Raw genomic sequence first — 18,505 nt, 5'->3', positions numbered from 1 at the left:
GTGACAATGAATTCTACAGCGCGGGTTTTACCGCGGTGAAAACCGGGCGCCGATCTGGCGCCCGGAAGGTTGCTCTTAGCCGAAGAGCGACAGGATCGACTGCGGTGCCTGGTTTGCGATCGAAAGAGACTGCACGCCCAGCTGTTGCTGAACCTGAAGCGCCTGAAGTTTGGCAGAAGCCTCTTCCATATCCGCGTCAACCATAGAGCCAATGCCGGACGTCAATGCATCGGTCAGGTTGGAGATAAAGGTCGATTGGGTTTCAATGCGACCTTGGGCCGAACCAAACGACGCGGCTGCGTCGATCGAGTTGTTGATAAGAGTCTCGATGTTCCCAAGAGCCGCATCAGCGCCTGAATTGCTGGTTACATCAATGCTGTCGAGCCCGAAAAGACCACCAGAGGCTTTACCGCCTTCGTTACCAGTAACGGAGAAAGCAAGAGAAGACCCGGCATTATCGACTTTCAAAGACCACTGTCCAGTGGTTGCGTCCTTGGCTACGGTTGTGCTGATGTCTGCAAGGCCAGCCGAGTCAATTGCCGTTTTCAACCCCTTGGCGACGTCCTCCATTGATTCGCCTTTACCGGCGACATAGTTGTAGGAACTTCCGCCGACAGTGACTTTGTAGCCATCACCGTCCTTCACAGCGGCTGAAGTCGAAAGAGCAATGTTTTCTGCACGTTCGTCGATGTCACCAGATGTTGCCGTCAGAGAGCCGGTGCCATTTAGGGTTGTGATCAAGACATCACCGTCACCTGCTGTCGTCTCGCCCACGCTCACAGAAACACCTTCGAAGGCCTTGGTGGAACTGACTGTCAGCGTACCGTCACCATTGCCAGTCGCTGTCACGCCTTCGATGCCGAGACCATTGATGAGACCAGCAAGACCATCTCCAACGTCAGCAACGGCTGTGCCGGTGGCAGTAAAGCTGACCTCAATGCCGGCGACGCTCAAGGTTGCCACGTCATTCGCAGCCCAGGTGTTGCCGACCGTCACAATTGCAGTATTTGCGGTATTGGACACAGCTGCGGCAGACGCGGTTGCGTTGGATGCGAGAGATGTACCCGAACCATAGGTCCCTGCACTGGTGGAAAGATCCATGCGATTTACTGTGATGTCCGAGGCCGTCACAGTCCCGTCAGAAGCACGGTCCAAAGAGGACAAGATTTTAACGTCGTCGGTGCCTTCAACAAGGCTCAGACCATTGAACTGGGCTGCGCCGATGACCGATTTCACCTGACCGACCAAAGCGTCAATATCGGTTTGGATTTTTGCGCGATCGACGTTTTCTTCCTGAGACGCCACAACTTTTTCTTTGATGTTGGTCAAAAGGTCGGTGACCGTCTCGGAGGCTTGAGCGGCAACAGAAAGCGTTGATTCACCGAGGGCAAGACTGTCAGAGATTGCGTTGAAACCGGCAACATCCGATTCCATGACTTTCGAAATGGCCCAGACCGAAGAGTTGTCCTTGGCGGATGCAACATCTTTACCGGTCGAGATCATGCTCTGAGTCTTGGAAAGATTAGAGTTGATGGAGTTCAAGGTTTGCAGCGCAACCATTGCGCCATTGTTGGTCAGAATGCTGGACATAGCATAATTTCCTTTGATCTAGGGACGCGTTTTGCGCCGCATGAGTTTCGAGATCCACCCCCACGGGCAGGTTCAGGATCGTCATTCTGACTGATTACGGATGACCGCTTCCGGTCTACCGTGCCACCCCCTCGGGATGCACTCTGATCTATGAAGCTTAAAGGCTAAGAGTTCCCTAAGCTGTTCCGAATTGATGCTTCTAATTTGAGGCAAAAATCGGGCAAACACTTATGCTTTTCTCTTCATGGTTAACGACTTATTGCCAATCGGGATGGTTTTCCCTGCGGGCCCATAGGCCGTGAAGCTGCGTGATGTATTGCGCAACGAAAGCAATTTTTCCCGCGCAGATCTGATCCCCTTTGCAGACGCCATAAGAAGACGACTGTTGTGCTCTGAGCGCTGCTTCAACGCCTTTAAATCAGATGGAGAGATCTGCGCTTTGGCCACCATGACAAGAAGCGATTCTTTGGTCTTCGAGAGTTTTTCGAGAGTCGAAAAGTCGCTTTTGAGAATCGCGGCCTTTTCTTTATCCAAAAGATCTAACAGCGCTGCAGCCGGCCGAAAGGCATCAAGAAGTGCCATTTATACTCTCCTTTAAAGCGTCAAATATGTGTTCCGCGAGACCGATTCCGCCAGCTTCAACAATCTTTTCTGCCTGAGCCTGAACCAAAAAGGAGGAAAATTGATCTTCGCCCGTTCCGCCTCCGAATGTATCTGGCGTTTCACCGAATCCAGCAGTTTTCAACATTTCGGCAAGAAATGTTGCCTCGAGCTTATTCGCAGCATCCTGCAATTTTTCCTCTTGGGACCTCTTTAAAGTCTGACTGTGTTGGATCGCATTGATTGCGTTCGGGGTCATGGGCGGGTCGCTCCAATTCGAAGTATTTTTCGACTCATACCCCCCATTCGGTAAAGAAGCGGTAACCACTCGCGGAGGATAGTGACATCACGGCGAAAGAAATCCCGGATGCAAGAAATGCAATTACAGACTTTAGACTTCGCAGCGATTGCGCGCACTGACGGTCAAAACCGTTCCCAAAACACACCTGTGCCAGGGGATATTTTGCCCGAACATCCCTTTGCCTCCGTTTTCGGGGGACAAGGCGACACAGCAAAACCGGAGGTGAAGCAGGGTGGCGGTGACGCGGCTATGCCCGGCGTGGCTATGGTTGCGGGGCATGGTCAAATGATGCAAACCTCCGCCAAGGATGTCTTTGATGGGCTGACGGTTGTTGCGGGTGAGCGCACCACGACGAACGACGAAAGCTATGAACTGAGTGACACGCCAGACGACGGTTTTGCGCCTGAGACCATTCCATTTGATGGACGACAGGTCGACAAAGCTCTGTTAGTTCAACCTTTTACAACAACCTCTGTTGAGGTACGCTTTGCACCGCAAGGAGATGATCGGCCCAATACTCCGCTTTCCGTGACGTCATCCGAGGTCGACAACACCCCGTCTTTCACCAAAAACATTGAGTTGGAATCCAAAGAAGACGCCACGCAAAATCCGGCTGACGAAATCGCCGATCTCTTTTTGGGTAAGGCAGAGGCTGATTTCCCCGTAGAACAAACCGGGAATGAGGTGCATTCGGCCCAGAACGGCCAAAATGGGTCAGGGAGTTTAGATTTCCTCAATCACCCTGAAAACCAGGGTAACACGCCTCAAGCCACGGCGACACCAAGCCACACCAGCGAAGTCTCCACAGGAGAGATGACTGGACAGGGACGCTCTTTTGATGCTGCTGCGTACAAAAATGAGTCCCTCAAATCCACAGTCGCGCGTTCAAAAACCATACACTTGGAGCCTTCCAAAGACGGTGAACTCAAAATAAGCCGTAATGAAACAGTGCTTTTGGGCATGAATTTTGCGTCAGATGATGCGGTGCCGGATGTGGATCAATCCACGATTTCAAAAGCGGTTGAAAAGCCAAGCGCGCGCTCTGAGGCGGCAGGACATGCAAATGCCAAACCTGCGATCTCCTCCGTTCTTTTGCAGGCAGACACCACAACAGAGCAGACATCAGAATCTCAGTCGGACGACATCCTTACGGTGAAAGATGACAAGGTCCGATTGGATTCTGATCTGATCGGACCGAAAGTTGGCACCGAGCCTCTCAAAGCCACAGCGGGTCAAATCGGAACACTTCCAAACCCCTCCGGTCTAGAAAAAACGACGCTCACGCCACTCATGTCAGAGGGGGTGTCAGAGACTGCGAGCAGCATTGAGGCGCCAAAGGCCGCGACGGAAACGCAGACGTTCACCCAACAAAACACGCTGCAAGCGAAGGGTGGCACAGAACAATCCGCTACCGCTCACGTCGCCACTCAGCAAAATGACGGCGATGCGCACATCGGGCGTCATTCGGATGGGGCCGCGGCTGAGAAAGCGCGGCAGGACGGCGACGGGACCGACATTGCAACCCGCGCAACGGCGATACTCAGCACATCGACCGTGGCCCCTTCGGCTCTCGTCGTGTCTCAAATCACGCCGTTGACGCATGCGGAAGCAGAAGAGCTCAAGGCGGGCGTAGAGGGCATCTCCGAGAGGCTTGGCGAACAGGCGCATGTTCTGTCATCCGCCGATCGTGCGAATGAACCCAATTCCCCGGTCAGTATGGCAACAAAAGCGGACCTGCCAACTCGGGTCGCGATGCAGCTTGCCGATGCGGCACGGCAACTTCCTGATCGCCCTGTTGAAATCACTCTCTCCCCAGAAGAATTGGGCAAAGTCCGACTCTCTTTTCAGCTGTCAGAAAACGGAGCGATACATGTGGTGATTGCGGCTGAACGGGGTGAAACGCTTGATCTTTTGCGGCGCAACATCGACAGCCTGATGACCGAATTCCAAGATCTTGGATATGAGAACAGCGGGTTCTCCTTTCAGAGCTTTGATCAAGGATCTCAAGGGGGTGATCAACAAAAATTCGACAGTTCTGAAGGAACATCTGCGGAGAGTTTGAGCGCCACGCCTCCCGCCTCCAACCCACACATTCAGCCCGTGCGCCTTGCGCTTGATGCGACGTCCGGCATGGATCTTAGACTCTAAAGGAGTGTCAGATGACCAACACAATTACACCCGCGACGACCACGTCCTCCAGTTCGACAAGCTCGAAATTCTCGAACGCCAACGACACGTCAAGCGCCGTTGGGTCCGATTTTGATACGTTTCTCAAAATGCTGACCGTGCAAATGCAAAACCAAGATCCGCTTAACCCGATTGATTCGACCGATTACGCAACGCAGCTCGCGACATTCTCATCGGTCGAACAAGCGGTTTTAACCAATGATCTTCTAGAAAACCTCTCGGCTCAGCTTGGGCTTATGGGGTTTTCGCAATTGTCAGGCTGGGTCGGTATGGAGGCGCGCAGCGAAGAGGCCGCGTATTTCGATGGTTCACCGATCTCGATCAAATCCGATCCTGCCACTGCCGCAGACAAAACTGTTTTGGTCGTGCGCGATTCGAAAGGAAATGTTGTCCAACAGGTCACCATGGACCCAACCTCGGATGTTGTGGAATGGGCGGGCGTCGGTGACGATGGCGACCCATTCAAGACCGGGCTTTATCGTTTCGAACTCGAAAATTACAGCGGCGAAACCTATCTCTCCACCACATCTGTCGAAACCTATTCCCGCATTGTTGAAGCACGATTTGACGGAGGATCGACCATTTTGGTGCTGGAAGGCGGCAATGAAATTGATTCCGATTCCGTCACGGCGCTACGCGATCCAAGTTGATGTATTCGCGGGTTGCGACGTCTGCCCGACCTCCCTAAACTCCGACGATCCCGCGTTCGGAGACCGCATTGATGACATCCCCAGCCCATGACGCAGATGTGATGCCGCCAAAAGAGATTTTGGGTCAGGCGGACCGCATGATGATAGGGCAGATGGACTGGTCGCGTTTGTCTGGTGGCCGGACCAACGCCATTTGGCGCGGCGTCAGCCCAAGCGGTGATTGGGTGTTTAAGCTCTTTGACGAATCGCGCGCGAACCCTCTGTTCCCGAACGACCCCAAGGCCGAAATTGCCGCGCTTTGTGGCCTTAAAGGGAATGACCTTGCGCCTGAGTTCGTCGCCCAGTTTGCAACATCAAAGGGGCCTTGTCTGATCTACACCTACCTACCCGGCGCATCGGTGGCCAAAACCGATGGCTCGGTTCTCAGGGCGCTAGGGCAATTACATGCCCTGCCCGCCCCCCTTGGGATTCGGCAGGTTGATGTCAGCCCATCAACGCTATTGGCAGACGGAAATCGGTTTCTGAATGGGCAAACGACGGTCTTCGCCAAGCGACTGCGCAGCCACAGACCCGCTCTGCGCGATGTGCCGCCCATGCCGCCCGCGTTTCTTCACGGCGATCCAACGCCCGCGAATGCGCTGTCACGGGGCGGCATGATCCGGTTTGTCGACTGGCAATGCCCGGCACTCGGAGACCCGACAGCGGATTTGGCCATCGCGCTTTCGCCAGCCATGCATCACGTTTACGGTCAGGCCGAACTGAGCCTCGCGGATGAAATGTCCGCCCTTGAGAGCTATCCCAACCCGGAGATTGTGGATCGCTACCGACAGCTGCGCCCCTTTTTCAGGTGGCGTATGGCGGCCTATTGCGCTTGGAAAGCGACCATGGGCGAAGAGATTTACGCGCAAGCCGCCGAGGCAGAGCTCAGCTTAGAGCAAGCGCTATAACCGCACCGATCCCGGCCGCAACCGCACCGCCCGCCACCAGCCAAAGCGCCTGCTTTCTGTTCGAACGCGGCTCTACGGCTGGGGCCTTTTGCGTTTGTGCGATCAACAATGCCTCGGCCAACTGCGGTAATTTCGGGCCAAATCGCGCCAAAACAGTTGCCGTGCGCCACAAATCCCGTGTCAGCGCGCGTGGGCCGATGTTGGATTTGATATAGCTCTCGACCACGGGACGGGAGACTTCCCAAATGTTGATATGCGGATCAAGCGAACGCGATACGCCTTCGACAACCACCATCGTGCGTTGCAACAAAATCAGCTCGGTACGCGTTTCCATGCCGAACCGTTCCGTCACCTCAAACAGATAGGACAAGAGTCGCGCCATCGAAATCCGGCTCGCATCCATACCAAAAATCGGGTCGCCCACGGCACGAAGCGCACGGGCAAATTCATCAACATCCCGGTCAGCGGGAACATAGCCCGCTTCGAAATGAACTTCCGCCACGCGTTTATAGTCTTTTTTGATAAATCCGTAGATAATCTCGGCGTAAACGCGTCGGGTATACTCATCCAGCACGCCCATGATGCCAAAATCGAGCGCAATGACATCGCCATTTGCGGCGATCTTGAGATTGCCCTGGTGCATGTCCGCGTGAAAAAAACCATCGCGTAGTGCATGACTCAGGAACATCTGCAACACCTTGCTGCCAAGAGCGGCGCGATCATGCCCGGCGGCAATGATTTGGTCGATGTCGGAGGCCGTGATCCCATCGACCCATTCAAGCGTCATCACCCGGCGCGCCGACAGGGCCCAATCCACGGCAGGCACAGAGAAGCCCTCATCATGTGCGGTATTGGCGGCAAACTCAGACGCCGAAGAGCTTTCAAGGCGCAGATCCAACTCACCTTTCACCACGCCTTCAAAATGCGCAATCACTTCGGTGGGGCGCAGGCGGCGAGAGGCGGGGGAAAACTTTTCGATCAGGGATGCGGCGAAATAAAACGCATCCACGTCTTTGCGAAACGCTTTTTCAATACCGGGACGTAGCACCTTCACCGCAACCGACTGTCCGGTATCGGCGCGTACGGCCTTGTGGACTTGGGCGATAGAGGCCGCCGCCACAGGTTCGGAAAACTCCGAAAACAGTTCTGAGATGGGCTGCTGGAGTTCAGCCTCGACCATTTTGATCGCCACATCGCGCGGGAAGGGCGGCAGGTCGTCTTGGAGAACTTGCAATTGCTTGGCCAGATCGACCCCCACCACATCAGGTCGGGTCGATAGAATTTGGCCAAATTTTATATAGGCAGGTCCGAGCGCCGTGATCGCACGAGTCAGTGGCGGCAAGGTCTCGTCACCGCGATAGCCGAGCCAACGAAACGGCCAAACCACGGTTCTGGCAAAGATGCGAAAGGCACGCGGGGCCTCCATCGCATCCATGGCCTGTTTCATCGCGCCGGTGCGCTCCATCGTAGCCCCGGTACGGATCAGCCGCCAAATATTGTGGGGACCGCGCATTAGATTTTCCATCCCGAATGAAGCGCCGCAATGCCAAGGCTCAAATTACGATACTTCACATTATGAAATCCTGCGGCCTTTATCATATTCGCAAATGTTTCTTGGTCGGGAAACTTGCGGATGCTCTCCACCAAATACTGATAGCTGTCGCGGTCGCCGGCAATCATCTGACCCATGCGCGGGATGACGTTGAACGAGTAAAGATCATAGGCCTTTTGCATCGCAGGGTTGGGCAGTTGCGAGAACTCCAACACCATCAAACGTCCGCCAGGCTTCAACACCCGGTAAGCCTCAGACAGGGCATCTTCGATCCGGGTCACATTTCGAATGCCAAAAGAGATTGTGTAAACGTCGAATTGGTTATCCTCAAACGGCAAGGCCATTGCATCGCCCGTGACCCAATTCAGGCTCTCGGCCATCTGTTCGGCCTCAGCGCGTTTGCGGCCCGCAACCAACATCGACTCTGTCATGTCGAGCACAACGGCGCTTGCCCCCGGCGCGCGTTTGAGGAACCGAAACGACACGTCACCCGTGCCACCCGCCACATCTAAAAGCCGCTGACCGGGGCGCGGAGCGAGCCAGTCCATCAGCGCGTCTTTCCAAATCCGGTGAATGCCCATCGACATCACATCGTTCATAATGTCGTATTTCGAGGCCACGGAGGTAAAGACACCATGGACCATCCCGGCCTTTTGATCTTCGGCCACATCTTTAAAACCAAAATGTGTCGTCTTCTCGCCGGTATTGGTCATCGTGCTTGCACCTTTCTCGAAACTTACCCTTCTTATAGGCCTCATACCGGGCGTGACAATCGCATGTGGAAAACGGAGAGATCAAAATGCCGGAATTACCAGAGGTCGAGACGGTTCGTCGCGGGCTGGAACCCTCTATGGCGGGGGCGGTGATCGCGCGGGCCGAGGTCAATCGTCCCGATCTGCGCTGGCCCTTTCCCGAAAACATGGCCGCGCGGCTGACTGGCGCGCGTGTCGAGCGACTCAGACGGCGGTCGAAATACATCTTGGCCGATCTCGATACCGCTGAGACGCTTTTGATCCATCTGGGGATGTCGGGACGCATGACCGTGTCAGGCGACCCCCTAGGCCAATTCACCCATGAGCATCCGCAGTTGGAAAAGCACGATCATGTGGTCTTTCACATGGAAAATGGCGCGCGCGTGACGTTTAACGACCCGCGTCGGTTTGGGGCTATGGATTTGATGGCAACGGGCACGGAGGCGGCGCATCCGCTTTTGGCCAGGCTCGGGCCCGAACCTTTGGGCAATCAGTTTGATGAGGCGCATTTGATCGCTGCGTTTACAGGCAAAAACAGCCCGATTAAAACCGCGCTTTTGGATCAGCATATTGTCGCTGGGCTTGGCAATATCTATGTGTGCGAGGTGTTGTTTCGCGCGGGCATCCATCCGACGCGCAAGGCGGGTCAGATTGCCAAAGCGCGTGTCGCTTCACTTGTGCCAATCATACGCGACGTGTTGTCGGAGGCGATCGAAGCGGGTGGATCGTCCTTGAAAGATTTCCGTCAGGCGGATGGTGAGCTTGGCTATTTCCAACACAACTTTCGCGTCTATGGTCGCGAAGGCGCGCCTTGTGTCTCACCCGAGTGCACATCCGAGATTAAAAGGATCGTTCAGTCCGGGCGCTCGACCTTCTTTTGTCCAATCTGTCAGAGATGACTTGATCCCTCTGGGCCAAGTGTTAGGACTCCCCAAACTGCGATCCACTCATGGAGGGTGATATGGCCTACAAAACGCTTATTACAGAAATCAAAGATGACGTGGAACTGATCCGGCTGAACCGCCCTGATGCTCTAAATGCTTTGAATTCACAGCTTTTGTGCGAATTGGCCGATGCCGTCACCAAAGCCGACCGCGATCCGAAGGTCCGGGTGATTGTCATCACCGGATCCGAAAAGGCCTTTGCAGCGGGCGCTGACATTAAGGAAATGTCGGAAAAAACCTACGCCGATATGGTGACGGAGAATTTTTTTACCAACGATTCCAATGCCATTTTGGCCGCGCGCAAGCCGATCATCGCCGCGGTGTCTGGCTATGCACTGGGCGGCGGGTGTGAATTGGCAATGATGTGCGATTTCATCATTGCCTCTGACACAGCGAAATTTGGCCAGCCTGAAATCAATCTTGGCATCATCGCAGGCCTTGGCGGCACACAGCGATTGACGCGCTTTGTGGGAAAATCCAAAGCGATGGAAATGCATCTGACGGGCCGTTTCATGGATGCCACCGAGGCGGAGCGCTCGGGTCTTGTGTCGCGCGTGGTTCCGGCCAAAAACCTGCTTGAGGATGTGATGGCAACTGCCGCCAAAATTGCGGAGAAAAGCGCGATTTCTGTCGCCTCGGCGAAAGAGGCGGTCAATCGGTCATATGAAACCACCTTGACTGAGGGTGTGTTGTTTGAGCGCCGGGCTTTCTATGCGCTCTTTGCGACAGAGGACCAAAAGGAAGGTATGGCCGCCTTTTTGGAAAAACGCGCGCCACAGTTCCGCGACAAATAAAGCTATTTCTGGCTTCCCTTATGGGCGATTCTGCTCTATGGGAGGCCTCACATGCGCGTGGAGCCCGCTTAGGCTATGATTGTCCTGCCCTTAACCGGGTGTTGGGGGCCGTGTGCAACATATATGCAACCAACCCCGAAAGAGGGAAACGATCATGGCAAATTCGCCCCAGTCCAAAAAACGCGCCCGTCAGGCCGTCGCCCGTACAGACGTCAACAAAGCACGTCGTTCGCGCATCCGTACCTTTATCCGTAAAGTCGAAGAAGCCATCCTGACCGGTGATCAAGCCGTCGCTTTGGCTGCTCTGCGCGCCGCGCAGCCGGAAATGATGCGTGGCGTCTCCAAAGGCGTTATTCACAAAAACACTGCAGCCCGCAAAATGTCCCGCCTTGCGGCACGCGTCAAAGCCATCAGCTAAGTCGTTCGACATTGATTAAAAAAAAAACGCGCTTTTGGGCGCGTTTTTCTTTGCCTGTTTAAGCGCGCATAGGCCCCCTTTTAAGCATTCGTTTAAAGATCACCGCACGAGGAATTCGGCATGAAGCGCCCCTGCCGCTTTGATGCTTTTAAGAATGTCGATCATATCCCTCGGAGAGACCCCCAGCGCATTGAGGCCCGCGATAACTTCTGACAAAGACGTACCTTCGTCGATCTCCGCAAGGCCGATGCCTGGCTCCTCTTCAAGGGTTGCGCGTGTGCGCGGCACGATGACAGTGCCCCCCTCGGAAAAGGGATTGGGCTGGATGACAAGAGGTTCCTCTTCGATCCGAAGCGTCAGATTTCCCTGACTCACAGCCACGCGGGAGATGCGCACATCCTCGCCCATCACAATGGTCCCAGAGCGCTGATCCACAACCACACGCGCCTTGCGCTCGGGCTGAACCGAGATGTTTTCCACCCGCCCCAACGCATGTGCCGGCGAAAGTTCACGGGTCGCTTTGATGTCCAAAAGGACAGTGCCCGCATCCAGCATACGCGACACCACACGACCAAAATCTTTGTTGATCGCATTTTCGATGCGTTCTGCGGTGGTGAAATCGGGATCACGCAGGGCCAGCCGGACGGACTTCATTTGGGTAAAATCAAAATCAATTTCGCGCTCAACCCGCGCGCCGGCGGGGATGCTCCCAGATGTCGGAACGCCCTGAGTTACAGAGGCGCCGTCGCCCTGCGCCGATGCACCGCCCGCGATCACTGTGCCCTGTGCGACTGCGTAAATCTGTCCATCGGGAGCATTGAGTGGCGTCATGATCAACGTGCCGCCCAAAAGGCTTTTGGCATCGCCAATCGCTGACACGGTCACATCAATCTGTCCACCCGCCCGCGAAAAGGGCGGAAGTGTCGCGGTCACAAAGACGGCTGCGACGTTTTTCGGTCTGAACTGTTCGCCTGTAACGTTGACACCCAAGCGCTCCAGAATGTTCGACATGATCTCTTCGGTGAATGGCGCATTTCGAATACCGTCACCTGTGCCATTGAGACCAACAACAAGACCGTAGCCGACAAGATCGTTGCCACGCACGCCATCGAATTCGACGAGATCTTTTATTCGGATCGGATTCGCTTGCGCCGTTGCGACAAGAAGGACGGAAAAAACGGCCGCGAGTATAGCTTTGAGCATTAGATATAGTCCGACAGGCTGAGGCGCGACATATGCGCAGTGAGGGTGTAGACCAATTCGAGTTGTGTCTCGGTTTGCGTCAAAAGCGATGCGGCTTTGTAAGGGTCCGATGAAATGATCTCGGATTTTGCAGTCTCAAACGCATAGGTCATGCTGGAATTGGACAGGTTTGCGTCCTCTATACGGGCCTCGACAGTCCCCACGCGGGCCTGAAGGTCGGCCATACCGGCCTGAGATCCCATGAGGGTTTCGCCAGCAGAGCGCATCAAACTGGCCTGTTCGCTCAAATCTGAGGCGAACACGCCCTCTTCCACCAAAGACGCCAAAGCAAGCCCCTTAAGGGTTTGGCGAATTGCATCATCTTTCGCGGTGATCCCCAGTCGAACGGATTCATTCTCCCCAAGTGAGAATGGAGACAGAGCGTTGTCGGACCCTTGATAGGCAAGGGTTTCATAGCCGCCGCCCGCCGACATGAACCAGTCATCCACGATGGCCTCAACATCCGCCGCCGTTGTCGCGCCAGCCACCGCGGTTTGGAGGTCCGTCAACATGTCCTCGGCTGGGATCAACGCCGTCTTGCTGGTGGCTGTGCCCGAGAACAAAGACCTATCCCCAATGCGCGTGTTGAGCCCCGAGACCACCGCGTCAAACCGCGTCCGGGCATCCTGCGCTGCAACCGAAATGCTGGTCGCGTCGCCGTTGGTTGAAGAGGTCAAAAGCGTGGAGGACAAGTCCGCAACATGGGATGAAATCGCGCCAAACGTCGTTTGCATACTCGTGGCAAAGAGGTTCGCCTCCTGGATTGCGACATCATAGGATTCGAGTGTGCGCAAAGACCGTTCGATCGAGGCAAGCGGCGTAAAATCCCCCGACACCGCCGCGCCAAGGTCCTGTTTCTGGCCGCTCGAGACCTCGTAGCTATATTTGTCGAGATCCTGTTTCACTTGGGTGATCAAGCGCATGTTGCGCAAGGATGCGCCCATATCGCCGTAGGAAATTGCTGTCATCTTAAATCCCCATCAACTGATCCATAAGGGCTTGGATCGTTTGAATAACTTTTGCGTTTGCCCCGTAAGCTTGTTCAATCACGAGCAGTTTTTGCATCTCATTGTCTGTATCCACACCATTCTCCAATTCGATCGAATGAAGGGACTCTTGCCGTGCGGTTGCGAACGTCAGGTCCGCCTCGGCTTTGAGTTGATTGGTTTTCCCGAGTGAGTAAATGTCAGATGCAAAGCCCAGAGCAGAGCGTTCGATTGAGGTCAGGCTACCCGAAGATGCAATGCGGGTCTTTTGAAGAGCATCGGCCAAAGAATTCAGGATGGTCGCATCGCCTTGATCCCCTTCAGAAATGGCCCCAAGACCATCTCTGATTTTCCATAGATCGCCGCCTTGATCGGGATTTACGAGGGCATTGACCGAAATCCGACTGGACAGCCCCTCTTCGACAAGAGGGTCAAGGGCACTTCCGCCATCGGTGAAAAGGCCGGCGGCCCCTATGCCAAGCGTCGGGTCCGCATCTGTGGTTTCAAAACGCTCAATCAGATCACGGGCAAGGGCATCCAATTGGACCTGCGCGTCAGGCACGAGTTTGTCGCGCACCTCAAAGAGGCCCGCCAACTTTCCGCCAGCAATCGCCCCTTTTTCCGTGTCGGTCGAAACCAATTGACCGTTGATGGTCAGGCCCGACAAGGCACCGTTTTCGACGGTCATGTCGGGCGAAATGGTCGGGGTGGCTGTGAACTCGATCGTTGCAGCTTTGGAGTCGACCAAAACAGCGCCGCCCGAGGTATAAAGCGAGATCATGCCATTGTTTTTTTGGATTTCCTTGACCGGAATGATCTCAGAAATTTGATCTACAAGGGTTTGTCTTTGATCCATCAATGCGTTGGGATCATAGCCTTGGGAAACCTGTTTTTGGATCGCAACATTCAGATCAACCACTTGCTGAAGAGAAGATTGCAGAAAATCGACGGCTTTGCCGATTTGCTTATCCGCATCCATACGGATGTCTTTGAGGCTATCGGCCGCAGTCTTGATTTGGCTCGTCAATTCCGTCGCCGCATCCAAGACCGTGGTCAATCGCGCCTCTGAATCGGGACGGCTCGCCGCCTCAATTAGCGCGGTCTCCAATCCGGTGATGCGGCCAGCCACCGAGTCTGCTTCGTCCGGCTGTCCCATGGCCTTGGTGAATGTGTCATAGAACTCTGCACGCACATCTTCGAGGGCGACATCGCCATCTGCGATGCGCCGCTCGCCTGTGGTGACAGGGTCATAATATCGCGACACGCCGTCCACGGCGACGCCGGAGCCGGTTCTGCCAACTTGGTGCGATGACAGTTCAATATCGCGTCGGCCATAGCCTTCGGTCATGGCATTTGCGACGTTGGACGACACAACATCGGCCGCGCGTGAGACAGCGTTCAGACCCGTCAAGGCATTCGCCATAGCGTTAGAGATACTCATCTCTTATCCTCCTTTGCCCCGGGCCTGTTCACTGTTACCGTTTGATGTTCGTGGTCTCCTGAAGCATTTCATCGACCGTTTGGATGACCTTCGCATTCGACGAATAGGCCCTTTGCGTCTGAATCAGATCGGTCAATTCCGCCGCGACATCCGTGGTGGAGCCTTCACGCGCAAAGCCTTCGATCGTACCCGTCGGACCATCTCCCGCATCCCAAAGGAAGAAGGAGCCCGAGTCTGGTGAGACCTGATAGGTCTGATTGCCCAGCGATGTCAGACCGTTGGCATTTGGCACATCCACCAAGGGAATTTGGTAGATCGTCCGCGTGAAGCCGGTGTCATAGGTGGCGGTGACATATCCGTTGTCCGCAATTTCTACCGAGGTGAGGTTACCAACGGGTGAACCGTCTTTGGTGATCGACGTTGGAGCGAACGTGTCAGACAGTTGGGTTAACCCATTTGTATCGCCAGGCTTGCCGATCGTCATTTCAAGCGGGCCACCATCAACGGTCAGCGCCAAGGTTCCATCCGTTGCGTTATAGGTCGCTGTTGCCGGGTTATTGACGGTTGGCGTGACCGTCGAAAGCGTGCCGCCAGAACCGCGAGAGTCATCAAAAACGATGGTGTATTCGCCAATGATCGCTCCGGCGGAGGCCGAATCTGTGATCGACATCACCCACGTGTTGGGGGCGACTGCATCCGGCGTGAAGGTCACGTTGAGTGACTCAGACGTCCCAAGGTTGCCAAAATACTCAACAGAAAGCGGAAGAACCTCCGTGGCATCCTCGGCCGGGAGGTTCACACCCAAATTGATTTTCGTTGTCGGGTCACCGGCGGTTTGGTTTGAATTGATCACAACAGGTTCGAGCCCGGTCATTGTATCCCGAGCATATGTGGCGATTGTTCCGTCAGCGTCGGCGGGCCAACCCAGCAAAACAAGGCCGGAGTCGGTTTTCAAAATCCCGTCGGCATCGGTATAAAATGACCCGGTGGTTGTCATCATCAGGGGCTGATCCCCCATCGACCCATCAATCGAAACTTCGGTGGTCACGGGGATAAACCCATTTCCAGAAATCGCGATATCGGTGGCATTTGAGGTTGAGACAAGCGAGCCTTGTTCGCCGATCAGACGGTTTGTGGAGGCTCGCACACCCCCGGCAGAATAGGTGCCGGAATTGTTGCTATTGGTGATCACGAAAGACTGAAAATCAGCCTCGGCTCGCTTGTAGCCATAGGTGCCAGAGTTCGCGATGTTATCTGAAATGGTCGCAAGGCGGGTGGCATTGGCCGCAAGGCCCGCCACGCCAGCGTTGAGCGAGGAGGAAATAGACATATAGGTAGCGCCTTTCTGCTGCTAAGATCCGAAGATCGAGTCACAGAATGCACACCTAGCTTAACGGCCCCCTAACGCGTAAAATCCAATCTATTTCTTTTTCGCATTGTTGCGCAAAAGGATGATCTCCACACGGTTGTTGCGCGCCGACATGGGGTTTCCCACGGCAGGTTTGCGGTCCGCATAGCCCGTCACGCGCTGAATGCGATTGGTCGGCGTGCCATTACCCTCAAGCAGCAGGCGCACCTGATCTGCACGTTTGGTCGAAAGATCCCAGACCGGATTGTCAGCGACAACCAGTGGCTGCGATTGAACATATCCTGTGACCGCGATGTCATTGCGGACAATCTTGAACACATCGGTCAGCATGTCGACCAGAAGCGTCATGATCTCCTCCGGCTCAGCCGAGCGCGTTTTGAACAGTGGTTCGTCATCCAGATCATGCAGCTCAATGATCAAACCCTCATCCGTCACGCGCGTCACGATATGGCGCATCGCCTCATCGGCGGCCATGCTTTCGCCACTGAATGCCGTGAGCAGTTCCTGCACTTCGGCAAAAGCTTTGGCCTCTATGGCTTCGGCATTTGCATCCTCGGTTGAGGTGGACGATTTGGAGGAGCCATCTTTACTTGCGGTATGCGAGCTTGAAGCACCCGTCCCGTTTTGCGACAGGGTTTCTTCGGTAAACACCGAGTCTCCACCAAAAGCCCCGTCCCCACCGCCGGAAATCCGGTTTACGGGAATGGTCGGATTGAAATAATCCGCAAGCCCTTTGCGTTGCTTTTCCGTTGTCGCATTCAACAGCCACATCAAAAGAAAAAATGCCATCATCGCGGTCACGAAGTCAGCATAGGCCACCTTCCAGGCACCGCCATGATGACCGCCACCGGCGATAACCTTTTTTCTCTTGATGATAATTGGCGCATTGCCTTTAGCGCTCATCACACCACCTCATTCTTCACCCGAGAACAGGTCTAGCAAAGAGGAATGAAAAGCAGCTTAACTCCTAAAATTGTATGAATTTTGAAGAGCAGAACCGTAAGAGCCGTACCTCTCATCGGCGCGACTCTTACATCATTGGCAGAAAGGGTCATATCTTCACGCGTCCGGGAAAATCCCCGGAGAGGTTGGTGCGCCATCATCAAATTGCGAGAGGTAATTGACGATCATATCCTGATTGACTGCAAAACCTTTGTACTCGGCCAAGGTCGGATCAATATCGCGCAAAACCCGGTGCAGACGCCGCCCCCATTTCGGTTGCGTACAAATATCTTCGAGACAGGCGAGGTAACAACGGATCGGAAAGGCGATCGCATTAGAGCGTGGCAAGCGCCAAAAGCTCTGCAATTCGATCCGAAGATGCTGCTTTCGACCCACATTCTCCGGCGTGATGGTGCGCTTTTCCGGGCCCCATTTGTGGTAATTCTCGGGGCTGGTGTCGAGGCGGGGATTGACCGTCATCGTCCAATTCAGACGACGATAACTTTGCCCCTGTTGCATCGCCAAAAGGAATTTCAGCGCCTTATCAAACACGCCCATTTGCTTGGCTTTTGGCACAGGCGCGTGCCATTCGAAAAAATTCATGCCAATGTCGAAATCAAGAGACCAATCCGCCTGAGACGTGACCATTCCGGCGTCCATCCACAGGTTGCCATCGCGCTCGTGCAAGAGCGCGAAGTCGCCCTGGGTCTGGCGGGTGATATATTCCATCGGACCGCAAGGCAAAGTCGTTGGGTCAAGAAATGTAAACCGTTGTTCGATCCCCAAAGGACGGTTGATCCAATGCCAGCGGTTGCCATCGCGGTGCAGCGTAAAGAGGTCGGTATAATCTTCGGCCTTGGACACCATGATGATCTCCAAAAGGTCCCATCCGGCCAGCTCCATATGCGGCAAGGACTGACAGCGCAAAGGATCGTCATCCAGGGTGATCGCCCGGTCTTTCATCTCAGAGACATAGTGCTCGTCGACATCAAAGCGGAACTCAAACGGCGAACCTTTGGGGCCGCCCGGATGAGCCTCGATGTTGACCGAGTACACGTATTCATCGCGATCAAACGGAAAGGGCAAACGTTTGATCGCGTGTTCCGTGTTGAAATAGCTGTAATCACCACGGAAGGTTTCGTCATTGAATTGAAGGGTCATACTCTCTCTCCGTTACAGGTCGAGGACCAGCGCAGCGCCGGTAAAGCGCGACATGCAGGGCATAATTTTTTTCTGTTCGGCGCGCTCATCGCGCGACAGCCAATGGTCATTATGTTCAATCTGGCCATCACAGGCGGCCACCTTGGTCTCACAACGGCCACAGGCCCCACCCCGGCAACTCCAATCAATCTCGACCTTGGCGGCCTCAAGGGCTTCGAGCAGGCTTTGGCTGGCGCTGACCTCAATCGTGCGGCCAGATTTCGCGAGGGTAACGGTAAAAGGCTTACCTGGCGGCGGCGAGGCAAAGGCTTCTGAATGCAGCGCGCCTTTGGGCCACCCATGGCGCGCTGCAGCGTCCAACACCGCAGAAATCAGCCCCTCGGGGCCACAGACATAAACATGGGTGCCAATCGGTTGACCCGTCAGGATTTCACCCAAATCCATGCGATTGCCCTCGTCCGAAATCTGCACATGAATGCGCGCGGATTTTGGCAGAAGTTTCAGCCCAGCGGCCTCGTCACGCGACCGCGCGGCATAGTGCAGCTCAAAGGGCTGTTGCAGCAAATCGAGTTGACGCAGATGCGGCAGGAACGGCGTGATGCCGATACCGCCCGCGATCAACACATGTT

At 54.9% G+C, this 18,505-nt stretch carries 18 protein-coding genes; 6 read left to right on the top strand and 12 right to left on the bottom strand.

All coding sequences use genetic code 11. The features are described 5' to 3' along the window. Window positions 1–75: 75 nt before the first annotated feature. From C8029_RS18465 to C8029_RS18455, 3 genes are all read right to left on the bottom strand, one after another. Complete coding sequence (locus C8029_RS18465; protein ID WP_009570466.1) at window positions 76–1,590, bottom strand: flagellin; 1,515 nt, start codon at window positions 1,588–1,590, stop codon at window positions 76–78. 228 nt (window positions 1,591–1,818) lie between these two features. Next, on the bottom strand, window positions 1,819–2,172 hold the full coding sequence (locus tag C8029_RS18460; protein WP_009570465.1) for a flagellar protein FlgN: 354 nt from the start codon (window positions 2,170–2,172) through the stop codon (window positions 1,819–1,821). After that, window positions 2,159–2,449 carry a rod-binding protein gene (locus tag C8029_RS18455; protein ID WP_009570464.1) on the bottom strand — a complete coding sequence of 97 codons (291 nt, stop codon included), beginning with the start codon at window positions 2,447–2,449 and terminating at the stop codon, window positions 2,159–2,161. Before C8029_RS18455 ends, C8029_RS18460 begins: the two co-directional genes overlap by 14 nt. Before the next feature lie 108 nt (window positions 2,450–2,557). Between C8029_RS18455 and C8029_RS18450 the strand changes: the two genes are divergently transcribed. From C8029_RS18450 to C8029_RS18440, 3 genes are all read left to right on the top strand, one after another. Further along, a complete protein-coding gene (locus tag C8029_RS18450; protein WP_009570463.1) occupies window positions 2,558–4,639 on the top strand; it encodes a flagellar hook-length control protein FliK in 2,082 nt (693 codons plus the stop codon). Between the two features lie 11 nt (window positions 4,640–4,650). Next, window positions 4,651–5,328, top strand: coding sequence for a flagellar hook capping FlgD N-terminal domain-containing protein (locus C8029_RS18445; protein WP_009570462.1), 678 nt, complete (start codon window positions 4,651–4,653; stop codon window positions 5,326–5,328). 71 nt (window positions 5,329–5,399) lie between these two features. After that, window positions 5,400–6,275, top strand: a complete 876-nt coding sequence (locus tag C8029_RS18440; protein WP_009570461.1) for a phosphotransferase — start codon at window positions 5,400–5,402, stop codon at window positions 6,273–6,275. Here C8029_RS18440 and ubiB read toward each other — a convergent pair. Together ubiB and ubiE are read right to left on the bottom strand one after the other, a co-directional pair. Beyond that, window positions 6,253–7,788: a 2-polyprenylphenol 6-hydroxylase gene (gene ubiB, locus C8029_RS18435; protein ID WP_009570460.1), complete on the bottom strand. Its 1,536-nt coding sequence runs from the start codon at window positions 7,786–7,788 to the stop codon at window positions 6,253–6,255. The genes C8029_RS18440 and ubiB overlap by 23 nt on opposite strands. Beyond that, window positions 7,788–8,540 (bottom strand): bifunctional demethylmenaquinone methyltransferase/2-methoxy-6-polyprenyl-1,4-benzoquinol methylase UbiE, encoded by a 753-nt coding sequence (ubiE, locus tag C8029_RS18430; RefSeq protein WP_152003466.1) that lies wholly within the window; start codon window positions 8,538–8,540, stop codon window positions 7,788–7,790. Before ubiE ends, ubiB begins: the two co-directional genes overlap by 1 nt. Before the next feature lie 86 nt (window positions 8,541–8,626). On the opposite strand from ubiE, the gene mutM reads away from it, so the two are divergent. From mutM to rpsT, 3 genes are all read left to right on the top strand, one after another. Then, a complete protein-coding gene (gene mutM, locus C8029_RS18425) occupies window positions 8,627–9,478 on the top strand; it encodes a bifunctional DNA-formamidopyrimidine glycosylase/DNA-(apurinic or apyrimidinic site) lyase (protein WP_152003465.1) in 852 nt (283 codons plus the stop codon). Window positions 9,479–9,540: 62 nt separating this feature from the next. Continuing rightward, the gene (locus C8029_RS18420) at window positions 9,541–10,317 is read left to right on the top strand and encodes an enoyl-CoA hydratase (protein WP_152003464.1); all 777 of its coding nucleotides are present in this window, start codon (window positions 9,541–9,543) and stop codon (window positions 10,315–10,317) included. 154 nt (window positions 10,318–10,471) lie between these two features. Then, on the top strand, window positions 10,472–10,735 hold the full coding sequence (rpsT, locus tag C8029_RS18415) for a 30S ribosomal protein S20 (RefSeq protein ID WP_009570456.1): 264 nt from the start codon (window positions 10,472–10,474) through the stop codon (window positions 10,733–10,735). Between the two features lie 99 nt (window positions 10,736–10,834). Here the strand turns inward: rpsT and C8029_RS18410 are convergent, their stop codons facing one another. The 7 genes from C8029_RS18410 to C8029_RS18380 form a co-directional block, all read right to left on the bottom strand. Beyond that, window positions 10,835–11,938 (bottom strand): flagellar basal body P-ring protein FlgI, encoded by a 1,104-nt coding sequence (locus C8029_RS18410; protein ID WP_009570455.1) that lies wholly within the window; start codon window positions 11,936–11,938, stop codon window positions 10,835–10,837. After that, window positions 11,938–12,945: a flagellin gene (locus C8029_RS18405; protein ID WP_009570454.1), complete on the bottom strand. Its 1,008-nt coding sequence runs from the start codon at window positions 12,943–12,945 to the stop codon at window positions 11,938–11,940. The genes C8029_RS18410 and C8029_RS18405 overlap by 1 nt, the downstream gene beginning before the upstream one ends. A gap of 1 nt (window position 12,946) precedes the next feature. Next, window positions 12,947–14,404 (bottom strand): flagellar hook-associated protein FlgK, encoded by a 1,458-nt coding sequence (gene flgK / locus C8029_RS18400; protein ID WP_040401739.1) that lies wholly within the window; start codon window positions 14,402–14,404, stop codon window positions 12,947–12,949. Window positions 14,405–14,438: 34 nt separating this feature from the next. After that, window positions 14,439–15,734 carry a flagellar hook protein FlgE gene (locus C8029_RS18395; protein WP_009570452.1) on the bottom strand — a complete coding sequence of 432 codons (1,296 nt, stop codon included), beginning with the start codon at window positions 15,732–15,734 and terminating at the stop codon, window positions 14,439–14,441. A gap of 90 nt (window positions 15,735–15,824) precedes the next feature. Continuing rightward, on the bottom strand, window positions 15,825–16,676 hold the full coding sequence (locus C8029_RS18390) for a flagellar motor protein MotB (RefSeq protein WP_009570451.1): 852 nt from the start codon (window positions 16,674–16,676) through the stop codon (window positions 15,825–15,827). A 156-nt stretch (window positions 16,677–16,832) separates the two neighbouring features. Continuing rightward, the gene (locus C8029_RS18385) at window positions 16,833–17,876 is read right to left on the bottom strand and encodes a heme-dependent oxidative N-demethylase family protein (protein WP_009570450.1); all 1,044 of its coding nucleotides are present in this window, start codon (window positions 17,874–17,876) and stop codon (window positions 16,833–16,835) included. Window positions 17,877–17,888: 12 nt separating this feature from the next. Next, the coding region (locus tag C8029_RS18380; protein ID WP_152003463.1) for a PDR/VanB family oxidoreductase at window positions 17,889–18,505 on the bottom strand (617 nt) is incomplete at its 5' end.

Origin of the sequence: Roseobacter sp. TSBP12 (assembly GCF_009129705.1) — a bacterium.
In the GTDB taxonomy this organism is placed as follows: Bacteria; Pseudomonadota; Alphaproteobacteria; order Rhodobacterales; family Rhodobacteraceae; genus Celeribacter; species Celeribacter baekdonensis_A.
Note: the sequence above shows the minus strand (reverse complement) of the source record. Positions and strands in the feature narration are given on the sequence as shown.